This is a genomic window from Streptomyces sp. NBC_01013 (assembly GCF_045162765.1).
Lineage (GTDB): Bacteria > Actinomycetota > Actinomycetes > Streptomycetales > Streptomycetaceae > Streptomyces.
The window spans coordinates 683,394-707,845 of the sequence record NZ_CP108687.1; the positions used below are offsets into that span (position 1 = coordinate 683,394).

At 70.8% G+C, this 24,452-nt stretch carries 19 protein-coding genes; 5 read left to right on the top strand and 14 right to left on the bottom strand.

What is annotated here, in order from left to right; genetic code table 11:
- Positions 1-14 precede the first annotated feature (14 nt).
- The 6 genes from OG538_RS02950 to OG538_RS02975 all read right to left on the bottom strand — a co-directional run bounded on the left by OG538_RS02950 (position 15) and on the right by OG538_RS02975 (position 8,486).
- Positions 15-962: an NAD-dependent epimerase/dehydratase family protein gene (locus OG538_RS02950; RefSeq protein WP_406089825.1), complete on the bottom strand. Its 948-nt coding sequence runs from the start codon at positions 960-962 to the stop codon at positions 15-17.
- A gap of 153 nt (positions 963-1,115) precedes the next feature.
- Positions 1,116-3,314, bottom strand: a complete 2,199-nt coding sequence (locus tag OG538_RS02955; protein WP_406089827.1) for a right-handed parallel beta-helix repeat-containing protein — start codon at positions 3,312-3,314, stop codon at positions 1,116-1,118.
- The gene (locus OG538_RS02960; RefSeq protein WP_406089829.1) at positions 3,311-4,786 is read right to left on the bottom strand and encodes a M1 family metallopeptidase; all 1,476 of its coding nucleotides are present in this window, start codon (positions 4,784-4,786) and stop codon (positions 3,311-3,313) included. Before OG538_RS02960 ends, OG538_RS02955 begins: the two co-directional genes overlap by 4 nt.
- Positions 4,786-6,459, bottom strand: a complete 1,674-nt coding sequence (locus OG538_RS02965) for an extracellular solute-binding protein (RefSeq protein WP_406089831.1) — start codon at positions 6,457-6,459, stop codon at positions 4,786-4,788. Before OG538_RS02965 ends, OG538_RS02960 begins: the two co-directional genes overlap by 1 nt.
- Before the next feature lie 58 nt (positions 6,460-6,517).
- Positions 6,518-7,378 carry a carbohydrate ABC transporter permease gene (locus tag OG538_RS02970; RefSeq protein WP_406099964.1) on the bottom strand — a complete coding sequence of 287 codons (861 nt, stop codon included), beginning with the start codon at positions 7,376-7,378 and terminating at the stop codon, positions 6,518-6,520.
- Between the two features lie 82 nt (positions 7,379-7,460).
- Positions 7,461-8,486 carry an ABC transporter permease gene (locus OG538_RS02975; protein WP_406089833.1) on the bottom strand — a complete coding sequence of 342 codons (1,026 nt, stop codon included), beginning with the start codon at positions 8,484-8,486 and terminating at the stop codon, positions 7,461-7,463.
- 339 nt (positions 8,487-8,825) lie between these two features.
- Between OG538_RS02975 and OG538_RS02980 the strand changes: the two genes are divergently transcribed.
- The 5 genes from OG538_RS02980 to OG538_RS03000 all read left to right on the top strand — a co-directional run bounded on the left by OG538_RS02980 (position 8,826) and on the right by OG538_RS03000 (position 16,888).
- Positions 8,826-9,812: a hydroxyacid dehydrogenase gene (locus tag OG538_RS02980; RefSeq protein ID WP_406089835.1), complete on the top strand. Its 987-nt coding sequence runs from the start codon at positions 8,826-8,828 to the stop codon at positions 9,810-9,812.
- 62 nt (positions 9,813-9,874) lie between these two features.
- Positions 9,875-10,969 carry a LacI family DNA-binding transcriptional regulator gene (locus OG538_RS02985; protein WP_406099965.1) on the top strand — a complete coding sequence of 365 codons (1,095 nt, stop codon included), beginning with the start codon at positions 9,875-9,877 and terminating at the stop codon, positions 10,967-10,969.
- Positions 10,970-11,127: 158 nt separating this feature from the next.
- Complete coding sequence (locus OG538_RS02990; protein ID WP_406089837.1) at positions 11,128-12,486, top strand: M60 family metallopeptidase; 1,359 nt, start codon at positions 11,128-11,130, stop codon at positions 12,484-12,486.
- Positions 12,487-12,505: 19 nt separating this feature from the next.
- On the top strand, positions 12,506-14,917 hold the full coding sequence (locus tag OG538_RS02995) for a polysaccharide lyase 8 family protein (protein WP_406089839.1): 2,412 nt from the start codon (positions 12,506-12,508) through the stop codon (positions 14,915-14,917).
- Positions 14,918-14,950: 33 nt separating this feature from the next.
- On the top strand, positions 14,951-16,888 hold the full coding sequence (locus OG538_RS03000; RefSeq protein WP_406089841.1) for a DUF2264 domain-containing protein: 1,938 nt from the start codon (positions 14,951-14,953) through the stop codon (positions 16,886-16,888).
- Between the two features lie 22 nt (positions 16,889-16,910).
- Here the strand turns inward: OG538_RS03000 and OG538_RS03005 are convergent, their stop codons facing one another.
- From OG538_RS03005 to OG538_RS03040, 8 genes are all read right to left on the bottom strand, one after another.
- Entirely contained in the window at positions 16,911-17,501 is a 591-nt protein-coding gene (locus OG538_RS03005; RefSeq protein WP_406089843.1) for a GAF domain-containing protein, read from the bottom strand.
- Positions 17,498-18,106 carry a GTP-binding protein gene (locus OG538_RS03010; protein WP_406099966.1) on the bottom strand — a complete coding sequence of 203 codons (609 nt, stop codon included), beginning with the start codon at positions 18,104-18,106 and terminating at the stop codon, positions 17,498-17,500. The genes OG538_RS03005 and OG538_RS03010 overlap by 4 nt, the downstream gene beginning before the upstream one ends.
- A gap of 172 nt (positions 18,107-18,278) precedes the next feature.
- On the bottom strand, positions 18,279-18,650 hold the full coding sequence (locus tag OG538_RS03015) for a DUF742 domain-containing protein (protein ID WP_148017001.1): 372 nt from the start codon (positions 18,648-18,650) through the stop codon (positions 18,279-18,281).
- 2 nt (positions 18,651-18,652) lie between these two features.
- On the bottom strand, positions 18,653-19,087 hold the full coding sequence (locus OG538_RS03020) for a roadblock/LC7 domain-containing protein (protein ID WP_406089845.1): 435 nt from the start codon (positions 19,085-19,087) through the stop codon (positions 18,653-18,655).
- A 7-nt stretch (positions 19,088-19,094) separates the two neighbouring features.
- On the bottom strand, positions 19,095-21,086 hold the full coding sequence (locus OG538_RS03025; RefSeq protein WP_406089847.1) for an ATP-binding protein: 1,992 nt from the start codon (positions 21,084-21,086) through the stop codon (positions 19,095-19,097).
- 392 nt (positions 21,087-21,478) lie between these two features.
- Positions 21,479-22,474 (bottom strand): alpha/beta hydrolase, encoded by a 996-nt coding sequence (locus OG538_RS03030; protein ID WP_406089848.1) that lies wholly within the window; start codon positions 22,472-22,474, stop codon positions 21,479-21,481.
- The gene (locus OG538_RS03035; protein WP_406089850.1) at positions 22,471-23,184 is read right to left on the bottom strand and encodes a C39 family peptidase; all 714 of its coding nucleotides are present in this window, start codon (positions 23,182-23,184) and stop codon (positions 22,471-22,473) included. The genes OG538_RS03030 and OG538_RS03035 overlap by 4 nt, the downstream gene beginning before the upstream one ends.
- Before the next feature lie 236 nt (positions 23,185-23,420).
- Positions 23,421-24,440, bottom strand: coding sequence for an ArsR/SmtB family transcription factor (locus OG538_RS03040; RefSeq protein ID WP_406089852.1), 1,020 nt, complete (start codon positions 24,438-24,440; stop codon positions 23,421-23,423).
- Positions 24,441-24,452 lie beyond the last annotated feature (12 nt).

A 24,452-nucleotide genomic window follows, 5' to 3' on the forward strand; every position in this document is an offset into this window, starting at 1 on the left:
CCACGTGCGCGCGCTCAGTGCGCGGCCAGCAGGTCCCCGTACCACGCGAGGGTCTCGTCGACCGTGGCCGCAAGGGGGTTGGGTGTCAGCCCGTACGCCTTCTCGATGGCTGAGGAGTCGAGGATCTGTGCCTCCGTGTGCTGGTAGAACATCTCGGCGTACTCCGCCATGAACGCCTCGTCGAACGGGCCGAACGGGCGCGGTTCTGCGACGACGGTCAGATTCAGGGGGCGCCCGACGCGCTCTTCCACCATGGTCAGGATCTGCCGGGTGGAGAGCGCGGGGGCCGTGGGCAGGTGCCACACCCGGCCGTCTCCGTCCGGGTTCTCGCCCAGGGTCGCGAGCCCTGCGGCGACGTCACCGATGTACGTGTAGCTGTGCGGCAGGTCCATGTCGCCGAACGCCGGGACCTCTCCCCCGGTCAGCGCCGCCGGGAACACCGCTCCGCCCAGGGTGGAGTTGAGGACCCCCGGCCCGACGAAGTCCGCAGAGCGGCCCAGCACGACGCGCAGCCGGCCGTCGGCATGGGCGGCGAGGTACCGGGCGTCCAGCTCCGCACGCATCCTGCCCTTCCGGGTGGTCGCGTTCCACGGGGTGTCCTCGGTCATCACTTCACCGCGCGTCTCACCGTACGGATAGAGCGTGTCGAGGACGACGAGGCGAGCGCCCACCGGTTCGGCGGCAGCCAGTACGGCCTGCTGGATGCGCGGCATGGCTTCGACCTGGAGGTGGTAGGCGACGTTCACGCAGTGGTACACGACGGCCGCCCCCTCGACAGCCGCACGGGCGCCCTCCGCGGTCACCACGTCGGCGGCGAACCGGTCGACGCCCGCCGGAGCGGACCGCCCGCCCGACCGGTCGACGAGCCGCACGACGTGGCCGCGGCGGGCCAGTTCGGCGGCGAGCGCGGTTCCGGCGGGGCCGGCGCCGAGAACCACGTGGAGGTCGTGCGTTGCGGTCATGGGGTGCTCCCTGAGCTCGATCCAGAAGAACGCTATCGCCCCTCACTTCTGTTAGAGACAGTAACTCTCGCTATGGAGAATCGCAACCGGCGCAACGCCGGACGCCGGACCGGCCTGACAGGCCGGTCCGGCGTCCGTGTGCAGTGGGGGGCGTCAGGAGTGGATGAGCACCTGCGAGAGGGCCACGCGGGCCGTGCCGGAGGTCACGATCTTCACCGTGCGGGTCCGGCTGTCCAGGTCGATCACGGTGGGGCGGAGCGCCTTGCCGCTGACGTGGACGGTGCTGTCGTCCGTCACGATGTCGAAGTCACCTGTGGTGGATGCGGAGTTGTTCCAGACCTCCACCTGGCGGATGTGGCGGACGCCGCCGAGATCCACCTGCCACCAGGCACCCGCCTCCGACAGCGTGCGGGTGTCCGTGTTGGTGTCGGCGTCCAGGGCGAGATCCGCCGTCCCCGTCGCCTCCGTGGAGGACTGGGTGGCTGTGCCGGTACGCGCGAGGTCCAGGCGCAGCCGCTCGACCGGGCCGCCGTGGGAACCCGACCGGGCGGCGACGGCCAGCGCTTCGGCGGGAAGCCGGTCCAGTCCGGTGAGGTTGTCCGTCATGACGGAGCCCCGGCCGGCGAGTGCGGGCGCGGCCGTGTCGGTCCAGTTGTCGCGAGCGGTGTTCTCGATGCCGTAACCCGCCCAGTTGGAGACCCACTTGTAGCCGATACGGGTGATGACGTTCTTCTCGACGGTGATGTGCGAGGACTGCTCGTCGAGGTAGATGCCGTTGCCGTCGCGTTCGGTGTTGCCGTAGGCGGAACGGTTGATGTAGTTGCCGCTCAGGACGGTGCCTGGCTGGGCGCCCTGGGTGTAGATCGCACCGCCGTCGTGCTGCTGCTGCGCCACCTCCATGACGTGGGTGATGCGGTTGTTCGTGACCTTGTTGTCACGCAGTACGGACTTCTGGGCCTCCGGCTGGTTCCAGCCCCAGCCCACGGAGATACCGGAGTACGGGAGGTGGTCCAGACTGTTGTGGTCGACGGTCAGCTCCGCCTCGTAACCGGCCCAGATGCCCACCGCGTCGGTGTACTCGACACCCGCGCGGCTGATGGTGTTGTACGCGACGGTGTTGCGCTCCCCGGTGAGTTCGGCCCCCGGCATCGGCTCGGTGTCGCCGACGTACACCGCGCCCGAGGACAGGTCGGTGAAGGAGGAGCGGGTCAGCGAGCTGTCCTTCGTGCCGGCTTCCAGGACCGCGCCGGCTCCGCCGAGGTGGGTGAACCGGGCGTCCTCGATGCTCACCCCCCGGCCGCCGCGGACGGTGACCGCGGCGGCCGGCTTGGTGTAGTAGCGGCCCGCGTGATCGACGGGGCCGGTGGCTCCGGTCAGGGTGAGACCGGCCTGCATGCCCGCATAGCCCTCGTCGGTGCCGGGCTGCCCGTACGCCGCATAGACGAAGCCGATCCCGCTGACGGCGACGTCGTGGGCACCGTCGACGACGAGCAGCTGTTCGGTGTGCGGAGTGACGGCCCGCGCGTGGCGCATGTTCTCGCCTTCGCGCGGCAGGTAGGTGACCGTGCGGTCCGTCGAGTTCCAGACGAACTCGCCGGGCTGGTCCAGTAGTTCGGGTGCGTTCTCGAAGAAGGCGACGCCGCTGTAGCGACTGGAGTCGACCGTGGTGGAGTCCCACGCGGGTCCGGTGCGCTCCGTACCGCTCGCCGAGTTGGTCCAGCAGGGCTGGGCGAAGGTCATGGTGTCGCCGTCGACCCCCGCGATCCGGCAGTGGTAGTTGCGCCAGCGGACGCGGATGACGGCCTCGGCGTCGGTGGGGCGCTGCCACCGGCCGATTCCGGTGGCGGTCGCGCCCGTCATGCCGGTCCTGGTCGCGTCGCACGTAGCGGCCGCACAGGCCACCCCGCGGGCGCGGACTGCGCGCTTGCCGTCGACGAAGAGCTGACGCGGGGTGACACCTGCGGGGACATCGGCGAGCCAGGTACCGTCGGCGTTCTGCCGCCAGCCCGTGATGTCCTGCCCGCCGGAGAGGACGGGGCGGGCGCCGGGCGCCGCGGACCAGGAGACTCCGGAGTCGGCGGCGCCGAGCCTCAGGGGTTCGCCGAGCCGGTACGTACCGTCCTCGAGGAGTACGCGGACCTCTCGGCCCGTCACCGTGCGGGCCAGGTCGCGGGCCTCTTCCGGGGTGCAGGGGCGGGCGACGGTGCAGGAGTTGCCGTGGCCGTCCGGGGCCGCGTACAGGGTGCGGGCGCCGGGTGCGGCCTGGGCGCTCGGAGCGCCGAGGAGTGCGGCCAGGAAGACCGCGGTGGCGGTGACGACGGTTCCTCGTGCGACGTTCGGGGGGCGGTTCACGCGGAGGCCTTCCAGTCGGGGTGGCCGGGCATGGGAGGGTTGACGGCTCCGAAGAGCCAGTCGCGCAGGAACGGATCGACGGAGCTGTCGCCTGTGACGTCGACGGTGTGCCGGATGAAAGCCTCACTGGTGTAGGTGGAATCCCTGAACCGCTTCACCCACTCGCGCATGACCGTGTCGAACGACGGCCGGCCGATGCGCAGGCTCAGGGCGTAGAGGACCAGTGCGCCGCCGTCGTAGATGTTCGTGCCGCCGAGCGCCTTGGGGAGTCCGGGCGGGCCGTCGGCGGCGCGGACCGCGTCGAGCTTCTCGTACGTCGACTTCATCTTGTCGGCGAAGACGGACCAGCCGCGCTCCTCGCCGTACAGACCGGCGTAGTAGACCGCGGGGCCCTCGTTCAGCCAGGCCTGCTGCCAGTCGTCCGGGGTGACTGAGTCGCCGAACCACTGGTGGACGAGCTCGTGGACCATGGTCGTCTCATAGCCGGGCCGGCCGTCGGCGTTGAGTTTGAACCAGTTGGTGGAAAAGAGGGAGAGGGTCTGGTTCTCCAGGGCGTCGGTGTAGCCGTCGTAGATGTGGAGTCCGTAGACGGAGAACGGGTAGCGGCCGAACTTCGCCTCCAGCCAAGCGAGATGGTCGGCGGTACGGGCCACGACGGGGCCGTACTTGTCTTCCTGGCCCTGCGGGACGACGTGCCGCAGCGGCAGACCGCGGTGGCTGCTGGCGTACAGATAGGTGCCCTTGACGACGGCGATCCCGATGAGTTCGGTCGCCATGCGCTCGCGGAGGGCGAAGTGCCAGACGGTGGAGCCGTCGGCGCGCGGGGTCTTGTGGGTCAGCTCTCCGTTGGCCGTCGCGACGAAGCCCTCGGGGGCGCTGATGTGGAAGGTCCACGTCGCCTTGTCGGACGGGGTGTCGTTGCACGGAAGGAAGGTGTCGGCGCGCGATGACTGGGCGGCTGAGGCGAAACCGCCGTCGGTGCCGAACTTCCACCCGGTCAGGCCGAGTCGGGGCGACTTGCCGTTGCCCCGGTAGTGGATCTCGGTGGTGAACGCCTGCCGGTCGTGAAGTGGCCGGGCGGGTGTGACCGTGAGTTCCTGGCCGCTCCTGCCCGGCGTGAGCGCCCAGGTCGCGGGTCGGCCGGCGACGGTGACGGAGTCGATGATGTGACCGTCGGTGTCGAGGTTGAACGCTGCGAGGTCCTGAGTGGCCTTCGCGCTGATCTTCACAGTCGCGGTGAAGTCGTACGTCACCGGGGTGAAGTCGAAGGCCAGGTCGTAGTGGACGACCTGGTAGCCGCCGTTACCGAGCGTGGGGAAGAGCGGGTCGCCGACGCCGTCCGAGCCGGGCTGCGGATCGAATCCGTGCGGCTGCGCAGAAGCGGACGGGCCGAGGGCGGGGACGGCGACGGCTGCGGCGACCGCCGCTCCGCCGAGTCTGAGCGCCGCGCGTCTGCTGGTGGGTGCGGTCATCACTTCTTGCCCTTCTGGAAGGCTTCCTCGAACTCACCGCGGGCCTGCTCGCCGCCCTTGGCCAGGTAGTCCTTGACGAGCTGGTCGTAGGCGGACATGGGCTTGCGGCCGGAAATGATGTCCTTGAGGGCGTCGCCCTTCAGCGTGCCGAGACTTCCCGATCCCTTGGAGTCCCAAGTGGGCGAGGAGTACTGGAGCGTCGGGTCCGGCACCATCATCGGGATCATCCTGGTGAACGTGTCGTGCACGTGACGCACGCCCTGCTCGGAGTCGGCGCTGAAGATGGCGGGGACGGCGGACGCCGCGAACTTCCAGGGCACGGTGACGTCCTGCGTTCCCTGCTTGGTGAGCGCCGGGTTGCCCTGGGCGTCACGGGTGAAGTCCTTGCCCTCGACGCCGTAGTTGATGAGGGTGTACTCCAGGCTGCCGAACGGGGAAGCGGCGAAGTCGGCGAATGCCAGGATCTCCCTGACACGTTCCCCCGACGCCTTGGTGATGTGGGTGTTCTGGAGTGCGACGTTGTCCATCCAGGCCACGGCGTCCTTGCCGACCGGCACGAACGGGCGGGGGTCGTACTTCTTGTCGATCGCCTGCATCGCGGCGATGTAGCCGACGCCGGGCGCCAGGTAGGTGGGCATGCCGTCGTAGACGTAGGCGCCCTTGCCGTTCTTGAACATGTCCGTGTACTGGGCCTTCTGGGCTCCGGACATCTGGAGAGTTCCCGGGTAGAAGCAGCCGGCCTTGTACAGCAGCCGGGCCGTCTCCACCGCCTTGCGGTACTCCGGGGTCTCCAGGTCGGCGGTGAACTTGCCCGTCGTCTCGTCGAGCCGCCAGAAGTTGGGTGATCCCGCGGACATGGCGAGCATGCTGGTGGCGCCGGCGATGATCGCGTACTGGTCCTTCTTGGGCCGGGTCAGTTCCTTGCACACCTCGACGAACCGGTCGAGTCCGGTGATCTGGTCGAGGCTCGTGACCCCGACCTCTTCGAACAGGTCGTGGCGGTAGACGCCGGCGCCTGCGGTGCCGGTCCTGGCGATCGGGATGCCGTAGAGTTTTCCGCCGAAGATCGCGGCCTGCCAGGCAGCCTTCGGGATCGCGGCCAGGTTCGGGTAGTCCTTGATCCTGTCACCCGCGAGGTACGGGGTCAGGTCGGCGCACTTGGCCTGGAGGAATCCGGACTTGTTGTCGACGCCTCCGCTCTCCGGATACATGAAGAGGTCGGGCAGGCTGTCGCTGGCCACCATGGTGGAGAACTTGGTGCCGTAGTCGTCGGCGGGCACGGCAGTGATGTCGACCCGGCCGCCGAGGAGCTTCTCGATCTCCTGCCAGGCCGCGTTCCTGCCGCGGGAGGGCGGCGGCGGGGAGAAGGTCTCCATCGTCGCGCTGATGGTCTTCGCACCCTTGAGCGGCGTGCCCTTCGTGGCCCTCAGCGGCTTGGCCGGATAGCTGAAGAAGCCCTGCGGGACACCGGCGGCGGTGCCGGCCAGGTCGGGCTTGAGGCCGATGTTGCGGACCGCCGAATTCGGGAGCAGCGAGGCGCTCTTGGCCTCCGCCTCGGCGGTCGTGCCGCCGTCGCCGCAGGCGGCGAGCAGCGGGGCGGCGGCCAGTCCCAGACCGACGCCCGCGCCCATGCGGAACAGTGCCCTGCGATTGAGGGGAGTGGAGCTCGACATCAGAATCTCCATGGAAGTGGGAGAGGGGAGGGGAAGGAGTGGGGGGCGGTGGCTGCGCTCAGCCCTTGACGGCGCCCGTGAGCACGCCCTTGGTGAAGTAGCGCTGGAGGAACGGGTAGACGCAGAGGATCGGGACGACGGCGATCACGAGGACCGCCATCTGGACGGCCTGCTGCGGGGCGAGCACCTCGCCGGCGGACGCGGCGTTCAGGCTCTGGCCCTGGAGGACATAGGTGCGCAGCACCATGGGCAGCGGCCATTTGGACGAGTCGTTGAGGTACAGGAGCGAGTTGAAGAAGGCGTTCCAGTACGTCACCGCGTAGAAGAGGCTGATCACGGCGAGGACGGCCTTGGACAGCGGCAGGACGATCCGCACCAGGATGCGGAAGTCACCGGCGCCGTCGACCTTCGCCGCGTCGTACAACTCCTCCGGCAGGTTCATGAAGAAGGAGCGCAGGACGACCAGGTTGAAGGCGCTGACCAGGGTGGGCATGACGAGCGCGGCGTAGGTGTCGTACAGGCCGAGTCCCTTGACCAGCAGGAAGTTCGGGATGATGCCCGCGTTGAACAGCATGGTGAACAGGGCGGTCATCAGGATGAAGCGGGAGCCGGTGACCTCGCGGCGGGAGAGACCGTACGCCATGCCGACGGTGACGAGCAGGCTGGCGAGGGTGCCGAACACCGTGATGCCGACCGAGACGAACAGGGCCCTGGTGACGACACCCCCGGTGAAAATCGTGCGGTAGGCGTCCAGGGTGGGGTGGTCCGGCCACAGGACGAGGCCTGAACTCTGGATGATGTCGGTCTGCGAGGCGAAGCTCGTGCCGATGACGCCGACGAGCGGATAGGCGACGGCGAGGACGACGACCACCACGGCGACCGCCTTGGCGGTCTGGCCCATACGGGTCGGACGCTCCATCCACGGGGGCCGGCCGTCGGACTTGCGCACGGGAGCGGGGCGGGGCGCCGGTGCGGTGCTCCGGGTCTTGGCGCGCGACTTCTCAGCGGTCAGCACCGCGGTACACCCCTTCGTGGCCGAGACGGTGGGCGAACTTGTTCGCGCCCAGCACGAGTGCGGTGCCGATGACCGCCTTGACGAGTCCGACGGCGGCGGCGACGCCCCAGTCGTTGTCCTTGATGCCGTGGTAGTAGACGTAGGTGTCGAGGACTTCACCGGCGTCCGGGCCGACCGCGTCGCGCTGGAGCAGGATCTGCTCGAAGCCGACCGAGAGGATCTGCCCGAGGTTGAGGATCAGCAGCAGGATGAGCACGGGGGCGATGCCCGGCAGGGTCACGTGCCACAGGCGGCGGCGGGGTCCGGCGCCGTCGATCGCGGCGGCCTCGTACTGCTGCCGGTCGATGTTGAGCAGCGCGGCGAGGATGATGATGGTGCCCCAGCCGGCGTCCTTCCAGGCCACCTGAAGGGTCAGTAGCCAGGGGAAGGCGTCCGGGTCGCTCATCATGTCGTAGCGCGGCAGCCCCATGCTGCCGAGGACGTCGGGCAGCACGCCGGCTCCGCCCAGGATCTGCTGGAAGATCGAGACGATGATGACCCAGCCGATGAAGTGCGGCAGGTAGACGACGCTCTGCACGAAACGCCGGATGCGGTCGCTGGCGATGCTGTTGAGGAGCAGGGCCAGGGCGATCGGCACCGGGAAGAAGAACACCAGCTGGACGAGGGCGATCTCCAGTGTGTTGAACGTCGCGCTCCAGAAGGCCGGTTCGGCGAACGCTGCGGAGAAGTTGGCGAAGCCCACCCAGACGCTGTGCATGTATCCGAGGTACGGCTGGTAGTCCTGGAACGCCACCACGTACCCGAGCAGCGGGACGTAGTGGAAGACGACGAAGTAGAGCAGGCCGGGCAGGGTGAGCAGGAGCATCACCCGGTCGCGCTTGATCCGCTGCCCGAGCGTCAGCCGATGTGGGGCTAGGCCGGCGGCCCGGTCGGACGGCGGGACGGGTTCGTCGACCCGATTTCGCCGCTTTCGCCGTTTTTCCCGCGACAGCGGGGGTGCTGTGTCAGCCATGGTGCGTCCTGTTCGGCTGGGTGGCGCGTAATGAGCCTTCTGCGGCCGCAAGTTAGTAAGCGGTTAACCCGAGCGTCAAGAGATCCGGGCGAACGTCTTTGTTACGCGATCCTCCCGGAAGGATTTCCGCAGCCATGAACGCGTACAAACAAGCTCAAACAGGGCATCAAAGCCGTTGATGAGCTTGACGGTCGCCCTTCAGGCTCCCTAGCGTGCCGGTCATTCCATAGAACGCGATTACTGTCCGGAGGCAGGGTGCGAACCACCGAAGAGGCGCCGGCTCGTTCCGGTTCCGATGCTGCGGCCCCGCCCGAGAGGCGCCCGCGCACGGTCCTGGTCATGAGCCCCGGACTGCTGGACGACGTCTTCCCACCGCATGTCCGGGCCCGTCTGGAGGAGACAGCCGAGCTTCTCGACCCGTCCCTGATCAGCGAGTTCGACTCGCCCGCCGCCCTGCGGGCGCTCGCGAGGGCGGAGGTACTGCTCACCGGCTGGGGGTGCCCGGCGGTGGACGCCGGACTATGGGACCGGACACCGCGGCTGCGGGCCGTGATCCATGCGGCCGGCACGGTGAAAACGTTTCTGTCACCCGCCGCGTTCGACCGCGGGATCGTCGTCTCCTCGGCTGCCGCGGCCAACGCGGTTCCGGTGGCGGAGTTCACCCTGGCGGCGATCATCATGGGTGCCAAGCGGGTGTTCCCGCTGGCGGGGCTCTACCGCGCCCGCCGCACCCACCGCACCGGGGCCGACCTCGACCGGCAGCACTGGCTCGGCACGCACGGGCTGACCGTCGGGGTGGTGGGCGCTTCCCGGATCGGCCGCCGGGTGATCGAGCTGCTGCGGGTCCTGGACGCGGAGGTGCTGCTGTACGACCCGTACGTGAGCACCGCCGAGGCCGAACTGCTCGGCGTGACCCGCACCGACCTGGACACCCTCGTGGCGACCAGCGACGTGGTGACCGTCCACGCCCCGGACACCCCCGAGACGCAGGGGATCATCGACGCGCGCCGGATCGGCCTGATGCGGCCCGGGACCCTGCTCGTCAACACGGCACGCGGCACCCTGGTGGACACCGAGGCGCTGACGGATCACCTGGTCAGCGGGCGGCTCGACGCGGTCCTGGACGTCACCGCACCGGAGCCCCTGCCGGTCGGCCACCCGCTGTGGGACCTGCCCAACGTCTTCCTCACCCCGCATCTCGCCGGCGCCCAGGGCAACGAGGTGGGCCGGCTCGGGGCGCTCGCCGTCGACGAGCTGACGCGGTACGCACGGGGTGAACCCTTCGCCCATCCGGTGCACCGGGCCGACCTGGGGAGGATCGCATGAACACCGTCCCCCGCCAGGCTCTAGGCTCGGCGTCACACAACAGCCACCAGGGGGTGAGCCGGATGCGCCGGCAGAGCACGGCCGCGGACGGACAGCGGCGGGCCACGGTCACCGACGTCGCACGGCGCGCAGGCGTCTCCACGGCCACCGTTTCCCGCGTCCTGAACCGGAACTACCCCGTCGCGGAGGCCACCCGGGAACGGGTCGAGTCGGCCATGCGCGAGCTCGGTTACGTCGTCAACGCACACGCCCGCGCCCTGGCCGGCGTGTCCAACCGCACCGTCGGCATCATCGTCAACGAGGTCATCGACCCCTTCTACGCCTACATCGCACGCGGTGTGGAGCGCGAAGCGGCGCTGGGCGGGCGGCTCTGCCTGGTCTGCTGCACCCAGGGCGACCCCCAGCGTGAGCTGGCCTTCATCGACCTCATGCACGAGCGCAGGGCTGACGCGGTCGTGGTGGTGGGCGGGTCCATCGCCGACCGGGGATACACCTCGGAGCTGGCGCGCCGGGCCCGGGAGCTGGACGCGGGCGGGTCGAAGCTGGTGCTCTGCGGGCGGCCGCCGCTGGGCGAGGCCGCGCCCACGGCGGCGGTCGAGTACGACAACGAGGGCGGGGCCTTCGCGATCACCGACCATCTGCTGATGCAGGGCCACGAGCGGATCCTGTACCTCGGCGGCCCGCCCAAACTCTCCACCACCCGCGACCGGCTTGCCGGCCACCGGCGCGCACTGGAGCTGCGCGGGATCCCCGTTGATCCCGAGCTGGTCCAGCCCGGCGCCTTCAGCCGCAACTTCGGCTACCGGAGGATGGCCGAACTCCTGCGGGACGGTCCGGAGTTCACCGCCGTCTTCGCCGCCAACGACGTGGTCGCCGCGGGCGCTGCCCAGGCGTTGGAGGAGGCCGGGGTGCGGGTCCCGAAGGACATCTCCCTGGTGGGGTACGACGACATCCCCGTCGCCCAGGAGCTGCGCCCCCGGCTGACCACCGTCCACGTACCGCTGGAGGAGATGGGCCGCCAGGCCGTGCGGCTCGCCGTCTCGGGCGGGGACGAGGACGACTGGCGCGAGCCGACGACGGGGGCGCTGCGGCTCGGCACCCACATCGTGGTACGCGATTCCGTCGCACCCCGGGCAGGCAGGCCCGGCCGTATGTGACCGGTTACCTCCCGCCTGTCCCCAGTTGGCCATAGTAAATCGCAGTAACTTCGTGACTCCCCTTGCGGCTCGACAGCAACCGCTTACATGCTGGCGGCACGTCCCACCCCGCTCCGCACGCTTCCGCCCCTCATTCGTTTCTGCAGGGAGAGTTCCGCATGCGTCAGTTCAGCTCCTCCAGCCCGGTCACCCCCTCGATCGGCCGCCGCGCCGTCCTCGCCGCCGGTGCGGGGGCGGTGGTCGCACTCGGCGCCGGTGCCGCCTCCGCGCAGGCAGCCACCGCCCGCCCCGGCGCACGCCCCGTCGCGCTGACCGTCACCGCCCGCCCGGCCGCCGAGGCCGAGCGGCTGCGGCTGGCCCAGGCCCTGCGCGGCTCGGAGTTCCAGCCGACCGGCCTGTACGCCCCAGCCGGATCCCCGCTCTCGCTCACCGTCCAGCCGCACGACGACCTGGTGCCCACGCTCTGGATCGGCACCTGGGACTACTACGGCGAGATCACCGAGCCGCGCGGCTACCCGCTCGCCGCCGGCGCCAACACCGTGACCGACCCGCACGGCGGCCCGGTCTATCTGACGCTCACCGGGCGCGGCGAGCAGGCGGGCGTGCTGTTCCGGTCGGGCACCGTCCCGATGCCGGTCTTCACCCTCGGCAGCACCACGGAGGACGCGTACCAGCACCGACTCGACACACTGACGGCCTCACCCTGGGTGGAGCTCCACGGCCCGAACACCATCATGACGCTGACCCGCGAGGGTGCACTGCTGTACCGCGGCGAGGACCATGCCGCACTGCTCCGGCTGGTGGAGACGATCATCGACTCGCACGCCAGGATCAGTGGACTGGACGGCTCGAAGCCGGTGCACCGGCGCAAGGCGGGGCCGTACCACTTCACCGAGGTCAGCAAGGTGCCCGCGGGGGTCGGGGCGTACGCCACACACGGCTACAACGGATTCCCGAGGGCCTATCTCGACCGGGCCACCACGGTGGAGGGGCTGCGCACACGCGGCTGGGGGCTGTATCACGAGCTCGGCCACCTGCACCAGCAGATGGCGTACAAGCCCGGCGGCCTGACCGAGGTCACCGTGAACATCTACTCGCTGGCCGCCCAGCGCACCCTCGAACAGCCGTCCAATCTGCTCACCGTCGACCCGGCGACGGGTCTCACCGTCTTCCAGACCTCGCGGGCGAAGTTCGGCACGGACGGTCTGACGTACGAGAAGTCGTTCGGCGCGTACGAGAAGCTTGTGCCGCTGCGTCAGCTGGAGCTCGCCTTCGGGGAGGACTTCTGGCCCCGGCTGCACAAGCTGGTGCGCGAGGAGAACCCGCAGTCGGACTACACGGAGAACGCCAAGCGGTACCGCGCGCTGGCCACTTACTCCAGCCGGGTCGCGGGCTACGACCTCACCGACTTCTTCGTGAACACCTGGGCGTTCCCGGTCGACGCCGTCGGCAGGGCCGAACTGGCAGCCCTCAACCTGCCGCAGCCGCCCGTCGACCCCAGCACGCTCACCGACTGAACACGGAGAAGGAGTCACCATGCAGCTGAGCAGAAGGACGCTTCTGGCGGCGGGCGGCGCCACCGTGTCCGGCGCCCTCACCGCGGGTGCGGCGCGGGCCTCGGAGCCGGAGCGTGCGGCGCCAGGCGTCGACGAGGAGTTCGACCTATTGCTGGAGCGGGCCGAAACCCTGCTGTCCGGAGGGCGGTTCGACCCCTCGGACCCCGACTTCGCCGTCGGGGTCGCGGCTCTGGACAGCTCGGCGCAGAGGCTCTGGGGCACGCTCGACCGCAGTGCGGGGCGCACCACGCTCTGGACGGATCTCGCCCCGGTCACCGCCCCGGGGAACTTCGGGCAGAGCTATACGCGGCTGCGGACGCTCGCGACCGCGTGGGCCACCCCCGGCACCTCGCTGTCGGGCAGCACGGAGGCGGCCGACGCCCTCGTCTCCGCACTGCGGTTCACCTACGACACCGCCTACCACCCGGCGGCCCGGGAGAGCGGCAACTGGTGGTTCTGGGAGATCGGCGCGCCGCGGGCACTGATGGACTCCTGCGTCCTGCTGCGCGGCCGGTTGCCGGCCGGTGACCTCGCCGACTATCTGAGCGTCGTCGACCGCTTCTGCCCGGACGCGGACCGCCGTACCAACTCCCCCGCCCTGTCCGAGACCGGCGCGAACCGCACGGACAAGGCCGTGATCGTCGCGCTGCGCGGGCTGCTCGGCAAGGACGCGGCCAAGGTGGCATCCGCCCGCGACGCGCTCTCCGACGTACGCGACGGCGGCCGCAACAGCCTTTTCCGCTATACGAGTTCGGGAGACGGGTTCTACGAGGACGGCTCGTTCGTCCAGCACGGCGTGGTCGCGTACACCGGTTCGTACGGCACCGTGTTGCTCGGCGGCGCCGCCTGTCTGCTCTCGCTCCTCGCCGGCTCCCCGTGGGCGGTGGCCGACCCGAAGGTCTCGGTGCTGTACGACGCCGTGGAGCGGACCTTCGCCCCGGTGATCTTCGACGGGCTGATGATGGACGCCGTACGCGGACGCGCCGTGTCACGCGAGCGTGCGGGCGATCACCGGGACGGCGCGGCGGCCGTCGCGGCGATTCTCCTCCTCGCCTCCGGTGCGCCGAGGGCCCAGGCGGACCGGTGGCGGGCCCTGGTCAAGGGCTGGCTGACCCGCAACCGCACCACGCCGTTCGCCGCCCTGTTCACACCACCCCAGCTCGCCCTGGCCAAGGCCGTGCTGAACGCCTCCGACATACCGGCCGGGGCCCGCACCACGGGCAGCTTCGTCTTCGCCGACATGGACCGCGTGGTGCACCGCCGCCCCGGCTGGGCCTGCACCCTGTCGCTCTCGTCCACGCGCATATCCGCGTACGAGGCGGGCAACGGCGAGAACCTGCACGGCTGGTACACCGGCGACGGCATGACGTACCTGTACGACGGTGACGGCCTCGGACAGTACAACGACGGCTTCTGGCCGACCGTCGACCCGTACCGTCTCCCCGGCACCACGGTCGACACTCGCGCACGCGTCGATCTCGGCACGGGTGACGGGACCTCGACCTACCGGCCGGCGAACGCCGTCGCCGGCGGCGCGGTGCTGGACGGCAGGCACACGGCCGCCGCGATGGAGGTGGTGGGGGCCGAGGGCAGCACCCTGCGGGCCAGGAAGGCGTGGTTCCTGCTCGACAACGCGGTGGTCGCGCTCGGAGCGGGCATCACGGCGAGCGACGGCCGCACCATCGAGACGGTCGTGGAGAACCGCAACCTCGGTGCGGACGGCCGCGACCGCCTGCTGGTGGACGGCGAGGATGCGGGCGTGGAGGAGGGCAGGACCGGCGCGTTCGGCCGGGCCGGCTGGGCACATCTCGACGGCACCGGCGGCTACGTGTTCCCCGGCAGCACCGCGCTGCGCGCCCTGCGCGAGGAGCGCACCGGCACGTGGCGGGCGATCAACACCGGGGCGGATACCGGGGGAAGCGCCGATCCCGTGACCCGCCGCTACGTCACGCTGTGGATGGATCACGGGATCTCCCCCACCGACGCGGCCTACGCCTATGTGCTGCTCCCCGGCGCATCCGCGGCTGCCACCGCGGTGTGGTCGCGTTCGCGGCCGGTGCGGATCGTGGCGAACGACGCCACCGCGCAGGCCGTGGAGGACCGCAGGACCGCGCTGACCGCGGTGCACTTCTGGGGCGCCGGTTCGGCGGCCGGGATCACCGCTTCCGGTCCGGCGACCGTCCTCGTGCGGCGGCGGGGCGCACACGTGTCCGTGGCGGTCGCCGACCCGGGGAGGACCCAGGCCCAGGTCTCGCTCGCACTCCCCTTCCGCGTCCGGTCCCTCGCCGCAGCCGACGACACCGTGTCCCTGACCCCGGGGGCCCGGCCCGTCCTCACCGTCGCGGTCGGCGGCTCCCGGGGCCACACGCATCACGCCGAACTCATCCGGTAACCACCCGCACCGACCCCGAGGAGCAGCACCACCATGGCCGTCGCCCCGTATCTGCATCTGCCGCCGACCGACCGGGTCCTGTCGTCACGTACCGGCTGGACCCGGGCGCACTGGGAGGCGACCGCCGACCGGATGCTGGATGCGCTGACTCCGTACGCGACCCCTGGATTCGCCCAGTACCGGCTGCCGGGCCGCGGCAGCTGGTCCGGGGTCGTGTCCGACGGGCTGGAGGGGTTCGCCCGGTCGTTCCTGCTCGCCGCCTGCCGGATCGCGGGCGCGGGCGGGGCGGTCGACCCCGCGCTGACCGAGCGGTACGCGGCCGGGCTCGCCGCCGGGACGGACCCTGCGAGCGGTGAGGCGTGGCCGCGTCTCACGGACTGCTCGCAGCAGATGGTGGAGGCGGCCTCGGTCGCGGTAGCGCTGCACGAGACCCGGCCGTGGATCTGGGACCGCCTGGACGCGAAGGTCCAGGAGCGGGTCGTCGACTGGTTCTCCGGCTTCGTCGGCGGCCGTACCTGGGACAACAACTGGCGGCTCTTCCAGGCGGTGTCCGAGCAGTTCCTCGCATCGGTGGGAGCCCCGCACAGCGCCTCGGACATCGAAGGGGGGCTGGACAGGATCGAGGACTGGTACGCCGGCGACGGCTGGTACACCGACGGGGACGGCCGCAACTTCGACTACTACATCGGCTGGGCCATGCACCTGTACCCGCTGCTGTGGGCACGTATCGCCGGCCCGGGCGGCGACGGCGGCCGAGCCGCAGCCTACCGGCAGCGCCTGAGCCGGTTCCTGGAGGACTACCCGCACTTCTTCGGGGCCGACGGCGCCCCGGTCCACCAGGGCCGCTCCCTCACCTACCGGTTCGCGGCGCTCGCCCCCGTGTGGATGGGCGCGCTGGCCGACTGCACGCCGCTCGCCCCCGGTCTCACCCGCCGCCTCGCCTCCGGCACGCTGCGGCATTTCGTGGAGCGCGGGGCACCGGACGAGCGGGGACTGCTGACTCTCGGCTGGTACGACACCTTCCTGCCGTCCACTCAGCCCTACTCCGGACCCGCTTCTCCCTACTGGGCGAGCAAGGGCTTCCTCGGCCTGCTGCTTCCCCCGGACCACGAGGTCTGGACCGCGCGCGAACTCCCCCTGCCCGTCGAGGAGTCCGACACGTATCTCGCCCTGCCGGCCCCCGGCTGGCTGTTGCACGGGACCCGGCACGACGGCATCGTCCGCCTCGTCAATCACGGCAGCGACCACCATCCTCCCGCACCGGATGCTGCGGACATCGAGGCCGGCGCCGATCCCGACAAGGGCGCGGGCGAGGACGATCCGCACTACGCGAAACTCGCGTACTCGACCGCGACCGCGCCGGAATCCGCGCCGCACGCCCTGGCCCGCGATGTCGACAACCATCTGGCCCTGCTCGGCCCGGACGGCACCCCGTCCCGCCGACGCCGGATCCATCCGCTGCGCTGCGAGGACCGCATCGCCGCCTCCTGGTCGGCGGCGCGGCTGACCGGCGACGAGCGCACGTACCGCATCGGGACGACGAGTGTGCTGCACGGCCCGTGGGAGATCCGGGTGCACCGGGTCGACGCGCCCGAGGGCGTCGTCGTCCGCGAGGGCGGGCACGCGATCGCTGACACCCGAAGCCCGTTCGCGTCATCGGGGCCCGACTGGGCGCTCGCCCGCACGGCCGAGGGGCTGAGCAGCGCGCTGGTCGCGCTGTACGGATGGGACGGGGGTGTGGACGGCGCCGCCGTGGCGCGTGACATCGAGTCCAATGCGTACGGACCGCACTCGGCGGTGCCGTATCTGCGCAGCGCGCCTCATGCGGGCGGCCGCAGCGTCCATGTGTCGCTCGTCGTGCTGTCCCGCGACAGCATCCACCCCGAGGCACTGCGCACGGCGGTGCGGGTGCGGGTGAACGGTGACGCGGTGGTGCTCACCTTCCTGGACGGCCGCACGGTCGAGGCCTGAAGGCGCACAGCCCGGCCGGCGTTCAGATTCCGAGGATGTTCTCCTCCCGCTGGTGGATGTGCCCGACGAGCTCCTGCGCCAGTGACTTGATGGTGTCCAGCCCCGCCCTCCCCCACGGGCGGGGTACGACATCCACCGCGCAGACGGCCCCCAGGGCGATGCCGGTGCGGTCGATGAGCGGCGCCCCGAGGTAGGAGCGGATACCTATGTCGTCGACGACCGGATTTCCGGCGAAGCGCGGGTAATCGCACACGTCCTCCAGGACCAGCGCCCTGCGCCGGACGACGACGTGCGGGCAGAAGCCGTGGTCGAGGGCCACATAGCGGCCCCTGCGCGCGCTTCCGGCCGCCGCGCCCCCCAGGTCGGAGCCTTTCCAGGTCCCTGCCGGGGTGTGCAGTCCGGCGAAGAACTGGCGGTTGCCGTCGATGAAGTTGACCATCGAGTAGGGCACCTCGGTCACTTCGGCCACCCTGTCGGCGAAGGCGTCGAAGTTGTCGAACGAGGCATCGGCCCGTTCCCCCAGGCCGAGGCTGCGCAGCCGCTGGGTCCGGACCCGGGCGTCGCCGTCGACGGGCGTCAGCAGCAGCCGTCCCAGTGCGTGCGGGGTGGTCACGGACGGACTCCGTAGCTTCCGTGGCCGGCCAGGGGGGCGGGTTCGTCGGTGGCGTTGATGAGGTGCTGGACGAGGGTGACCAGCGCGCCGGTGCCCGAACTCGCGATGCGGGCGTCACAGAGGACCACCGGCACCTCCGGTGTCAGGTCCAGGGCCGCCCGGACCTCCTCGGGGCCGTAACGGAATGCGCCGTCGAACTCATTGACGGCGACGATGAACCCGATACCGCGCCGTTCGAAGAAGTCGACGGCCGCGAAGCACTCCTCCAGTCTCCGGGTGTCGGCGATCACGACCGCCCCGAGGGCGCCCTGGGAGAGCTCGTCCCACATGAACCAGAAGCGCTCCTGTCCGGGCGTGCCGAACAGATAGAGCACGTGCTGCTCGTCCAGGGTGATGCGGCCGAAGTCCATCGCCACCGTGGTGGAGGTCTTGGACTCGATGCCTTCGAGACTGTCGGTGGCCGCGCTGACCTGGGTCAGCAGTTCCTCCGTGCTCAGGGGCGCGATCTCGCTGACCGCGCCCACGAACGTCGTCTTGCCGACGCCGAAGCCGCCCGCCACGAGCACCTTGAGCGCGACGGGGAAGCCCTCGGAGCTGCCGGGGATCTCCTCGTCAGCAGACGTCCGGGTGTCCTCGGCGTACCCGAAGCCGCCCGGCGGGTCCGCATACCCGACGTCGGCGGGCGGGTCCGCACAGCCTCTGCCGCCCGGGGTGTCCGCGTAGCCGACATGTCCGGGGCTTGCGGTCCCCGCGTACGGGGCGGAGCCGTCGAAGCCGTCAGAGCTGTCGTCGTAAGCCATCGAGCACTGCCTCCAGCAGGGATCGGTCGGTGGGCATGTCATGGAAGGCGGGCGGATGCGCGGTGACCGCGCCGCAGTCGACCAGGTCCGAGAGCAGGACCTTGGTGACGACCGCGGGCAGCCGAAGATGCGCCGCGATCTCGGCCACCGAGGTGGGACCGCCGCACAGCCCGAGAGCCACGGAGTGCTCGGGGCCGAGGTGGGTCTGCGGGACAGTGCCGGTGGCCATCACCAGGGACAGCAGATCGAGCACGGTGGTGGGACGGGTACGGCCGTTGCTCACGGTGTAGGGGCGGATGAGGCGGCCTGCCGCATCGTCGAGCAAGGGCCCGTCCTGCGTGGCCGGCACGCTCACAGCCCCGCGGCGCCCGGCACCCCGGCCGCTTGTCTCGTCGGCGTCATCAGATACGGCCGGACGCTCTTGACCAGCATCGCCATCTCGTATCCCAGCACGGCGGCGTCGGCGTTCCGCCCGGCGAGCACGGCCAGACAGGTTCCGGAGCCCGCGGTGGCGACGAAGAGGAGCGTCGAGTCGAGCTCCACCACCACCTGGCGGACCTCCCCGTTGTCCCCGAACCGGGCCCCGGCACTGCGGCCGAGCGAGTACAGGCCGGCGGCCAGCGCGGCCATGTGGTCGGCGCTGTCGGCGTCCATGCCGTGGAGGGATTTCACCAGCCCGTCGGCGGAGAGCAGGACCGCGCTGCGCGTGTACGGTACGCGCTGTACCAGCCCGCTCAGCAGCCAGTCGAGGTCCGAGACCTGACCGGACGGCATATCGGTCGCCATGGTGCATCTACTCCTTGGTGGTGTTCGTGTTCGCTTCGAGTGGCTCTTGATCGCTGCGGTACGAGGCGGCGCCGAGCAGTTCCACGGGAGCCGCCCCGCGGACCGGGAGCGGCTTCAGCGGTGCCCGGACGGGCGCCGAGGGGCTCCGGCCGGTCCGCACGTCCCCCACGTCGTCCGTTCCGGCGTCCGGGGACGCCTCGAATCCGGGGCCGGTGTCCGGGAACGCCGCGCCCCCGGAGCCGGTGTCCGGTGAGAACTCCGCGTCGGACTCCTCACGCGCCTCGGCGAGATCGATACCGCGCCGGAAGGCCGCCACCAGCCCCGGGTCGTGCAGGGTGGGCTCCTCCTCGGCACGGGGCGCGGGGGCCTCCCTGAGCTGCGGGACCAGGCTCTCCTGGTTGGCCCGCCTGGGGAGCTGGGGCCGGCCCATCGTGCCGCGTACGACCCCTGTCTCCTGAGGGAGTGCGGGGGCCGCGTCGTCCGCGGGCCGGGTGCCCGGGAGGGCGTCGGCGGGGGTGGGCCGGTCGAGGCGCTCGGCACGCAACGGGAGCGGGGGGCCCTCGCCCTGGCGCGGCGTCTGCTGCGGTGCCTGGTGCATCCGCAGTTGCTGCTGCTGCGGTACGTAGGGGCGTCGCTCCGGTTCGGGGGCGGGTGCCGGTTCGGGGGCCGGGCGGTGGCCCACCGCGGTGTCGTCCAGGGGCGGTGGGCGGTGCACGGGGCCGAGGGGCGGGGCCGGCGCGCCGACGGCCTCGCCCGGCACGTCCTCGTCGGCCCCCAGCAGGGTCTGCGGGAGGACGAGCACGGCCTGGGTGCCACCGTAGATGTTGCTCTGGAGGCGGACGACGATGCCGTGCCTGCGGGCCAGCGACGCCACCACGAACAGCCCGATCCGGCCGTCCTGGAGCAGGCGGGCGACATTCACCTGGTCGGGGTCGGCCAGCAGTGCGTTCATTCGCTTCTGCTCGTCCCCGGGCAGGCCGAGGCCGCGGTCCTCCACCTCCAGGGCGAGACCGGCGGTGACGCGCTGGGCACGGAGCAGGACCTGGGTCTGCGGGGCGGAGAACACCGTGGCGTTCTCCACGAGTTCGGCCAGCAGGTGGATCACGTCGGCCACGGCGTGCCCGCGGAGCGTGCCGTCGATCGGGGGGACGAGTTTGACCCGCGGGTACTGCTCGACCTCGGCGATCGCCGAGCGCAGCACCTCCGTCATGGTGACCGGGTTGCTCCACTGCCGCCGGGAGACCGCACCGCCGAGGACGGCGAGGTTCTCGGCATGCCGGCGGATCCGCGTGGCCAGGTGGTCGACGTGGAAGAGCCCCTTGAGCAGATCGGGGTCCTCGACCTGGTGCTCCAGCTCGTCGAGCAACTGGATCTCGCGGTGCACGAGCGACTGCAGACGGCGGGCGAGATTGACGAAGACCTCGACCTTCTGGTCCTCGCCGTTGTGCTCGGACAGTCGGGACGCCTGGACGACGGCGGCCACCGCCGCCTCCTGCTGGCGCCCGAGCTCCTGCGCGAGCAGTTCGAATGCGTCGGTACCGGGAGCCGCGGGTTGCGGGGGACGCCGCGCGGGCACTGATTCGCCGTTGCGGAGCTGTTCCACCACTCGTTGCAGTTCGGCCTGGCCCTGGGCGCTGGCCCGGCGCAGGGCCAGACAGCGGCCGAGGACGGTCGTGGCGACCCGGTTGGCGGCCAGGAAGGCGGCCACCATCGCGGCGAGCGCCAGCGCACCGGCTGCGCCGAGCGCCGTCCAGAGCTGCGTGGACGCCCGGGTGTTACCGGCGCGGGCGGTGTAGATGACGGCCGCGGCGCCGGCCAGCGCGACGGCGACGGCCGGCAGGACGGCGGTGCGCAGGAGTTGGGGGCGTATGCGCGCCTCGGAAGACGGCCGGGTAGCGCGCGGCCTGGCCGCGGCCGAGTGGGAACGGGGACCCGGTCGGCCGTGCCGCCCGCCCTCTCGTCGTTCCGGTCGCGCGTCGGGTGCGCGAAGTTGAGACATCAGCGTCCTCGGTACGTGGGGCACCAGGAATCGGCATTCATGTGGTGACACCTACGGTGGTCGGTCATTCTCGGGTCATCGGCCGGGCAGGCTCGGAAAATATGAGCCCACCGTTGATCACCGAGCACACACGGTAGTCGCCCCGCGCGAGGGTGCGACGGGCAGTTGTGGAACTTGCCCGCCATCCGTCCCGCTCTGGTATGACCTCTCGTACGAGCGACCGATTCCGGCGAACGGATTCCTGGGGGGACGGGTGCACCCGACGGGCGGTACCGCCACGCCAGGAACGCAGAAGCCCCCGCGACACGCGACGCCGCCGGACAGGGCGGGACTTCCAGAACACGCCTGGCCCCCTCGACCGCCGTCGAGGGGGCTTGCCGGGTGTGGGGGCGCTATGCCTTGCGGAGTCTGGCGATGATGCCGTCGAGGTCGCGTCGGAACATGTACTCGCGGAAGACGTGCCCGCCGGGTTCCTCGTGCCACTCGTGCGGGATGCCTGCGTCACCGAGCAGTGCGCGGAACTCCCGTTGCCCGGCCAGCACCTGGTTCTCGTTGACCTGGTCGAACCAGTTGACCGGGTCGGGGCTGGTCCCCGCGACCAGGAAGACCCGCTTGTTCCGGTAGCTCTCGATCCGCTCGACCGGGTTGTCGGCGCTGACCCGGGCCTGGTCCCACAGCGGCACGCCGTAGACCGTGCCGCCGGCCAGTTCCACGGCCGCCGACGAGGCGTTGGCCCAGTGGCCCACCAGGCCCGCGTCACGGCGCAGACTGGCCGGCCCGGAGTGGGCGCTCACCGAGGCGAAGTGACCGTAGTACTTGGCCGCGTACTTCAGCGCCCCGAAGCCGCCCATGGAGAACCCGGCCACGGCTCGGCCGTCGTACTCGGCGTACGTACGGAAGTTGGCATCGATCCAGGGCAGCAACTGGGCGATGTGGAAGGTCTCCCAGTTCCGGGGACCGGCGTTCGAGCTGACCGGGTTGGAGTACCAGCCCGCGTGTCCGCCGTCCGGCATCACGATGATGACCGGCCTGCCCGTGGTCCAGGCTCGGATGCCGGCACGGTCGAAGGTGATGAAGTCCTGGTCCGTTCCACCCCCGTGCAGCAGGTAGAGCACGGGATAGCGGCGGCCGCCGGTGTGGTAGCCGTCGGGGAGGAGTACGTTGACCGCCGGGTCCCAGCCGATCGCGTCGGTCGCGAATCGGTAGTACCGCATACGGGAGTCGCTCTCGTTCCGGTCCACGATGCGCAGCCCGAAGCCGTCGCCCGCGGCACTCGCTGCCGTAGCGGTGGCCAGTACGCTCCCGGCACCCAGCGCCATCGCCGCGGAGAACCCTCCGGCGGCCCTCATGACACTTCTGCGGGTGGGGCGGTGCTCCTGCGCGCTCATGCCGAGTACCCCTTCGGCGGGATCAGCGTGGCGAGTTGATCGAACGAGATCCAGTAGATCTGGTTGCCGCTGAAGGAGGCGGGGTCGGCTATGAGGACGGTGCGGTCCACCTCGTCGTAGCCGAAGACCGTGAAGTAGTGGTAGATGGTCTGGTCCGAGGGGTATCCGGGCGGCTGATTGCCCGGCGGGGCGACGATGTTGGCGACCAGCGGGTAGTTGCGGTCGATGTCGAAGACGATGTCGTACCAGAGCAGGTCCCGCTGAGCCTGGGTGGGCGGGTCGTTCGGCATCTCCTTGGTCTCGTACCAGCCCCCTCCGAGGTTCGAGTTGAGCACCCTCGTGACCTGGCCGATGTGGTCGGTGCCGTTCTGGGTGGTGCCGAGTTGCCAGGCCAGATCCCCCTGGCTGGGCGGTGCCATCCGGGCGGAGAGCGCGATGCGGGTGGCGGCCGGACCGCACCAGTAACCGGTCTCCTGGACCTGGTAGTCGATCTGCAGCCAGTGGGCGCTCTGCGTGCGTCCGGCGGCGACCTCCAGCCGGGTGCCCGGCTGGTTGTGCCCGCTGACGACGGCCGTTCCCGCCTTCGAGCCGCGCGCGAGCACGGAGACGGACGAGGTGTGCGGTACGGGCGACGCCTGGGCCAGGGAGGGCTGGAGAAGGGCTCCGGCGGCGGCGACGGCGATCGCGGTGGACACAAGTCTCTTGCGCATGAGAGCTCCTGAGAAGGGTGGGGGGTGGCCCTGCGGGCAGAAACGCAATCCTGAGACGCTCAGCTGTTCGGAACAGCGGGAATCAGCGTCGCCGCTGCCGCGCGCAGGGCACAAGTGACGAAAGTTCAGGCTTACGAGGTCACTTGAGTGACCGTCACCCTCTGACCGCCCTCACCCCCCGACTGTCCTCAGCCCCCAGCCGCCCTCGCCCCCCGACCGTCCTCCCCCTCCGGGACTCACGCTCCGCACCCCGGCAGCCGGCGCGTCCGCTCCTCGGTGGCCAGCAGGGCCCGCCCTTCGGCGGTCGCGACATGGAAGGAGCGTCCGGCCTTGCGCACCGTGGTCACCAGCCCCGCCGCGCGCAGTACGTTCAGGTGCTGGCTGACGGCCGGGTGGGTCACGTCCAGGAGCCGGGCCGCCTCGACGGTGGAACAGCCGGTACGGCTGGCGCGCAGGATGCCGGCTCGCGTGTGCCCGAGCAGGGGCCCCAGAGGCCCGGAGCCCGCAGCCGAACGGGAACCGGGGACCGCGGCCGGCCCGGCCCAGTCCGCGGCGTGGTGGATGGGATAGACGAGGACGGGCGGCAGGTCCCCGTCGGCCAGGGTGATCGGCGTGGGCCAGCAGAAGAACGAGGGCTGGAGGACGAGCCCCCGGCCGCGCAGGCGCAGGTCCTGATCGACGGGATACGTCACTTCCAGCACGGGCGGACGCCAGCGGAACTGCGGTCCGAGGCCGGCCAGCAGGCCCTCGGTCCCTCCGTCGAGCAGACTGTGCAGCCGGACCGCCCGGTCGGCGTCGATATGGGCGTGCACACACTGCCAGTACGGGGCCAGCGCCTCACGTTGGTACGTACGCAGGGCTTCGCCCAGCCGCCGGAGCGCATCGGTGTCGCCTCCGGCCAACGAGCCCACCCAGCCCGGAAGGCGAAAGGAGGCCGCCAGGTGGGTCAGGTCGGTTCGCAGCCGGGGAAGCGGGGTGCTCATCAGCGTGTCGAGGGCCGCCTGCAGTGTGACGCGGTCGCCCGAGGTGGGTGTGAGGAAGTCGGGTGAGTAGCCGCGCGGGGGCAGGAGCGAGGACAACAGCCGGGGGCTGTCGGAGAGTCTCGGTCGCACCCAGCGGCGCCACGTGCCGAACACCCTCTCGCCATCGCGGCGTTGCAGGGTCTGCACGCTGTTGCTGATCTCCCAGAGGAAGTCCGGTCCGGAAGCAACCCTGACCCTCGCCAGGTCCTCGGACGTGAAGTACACCCGCAGCATGGCCGCTCCCCC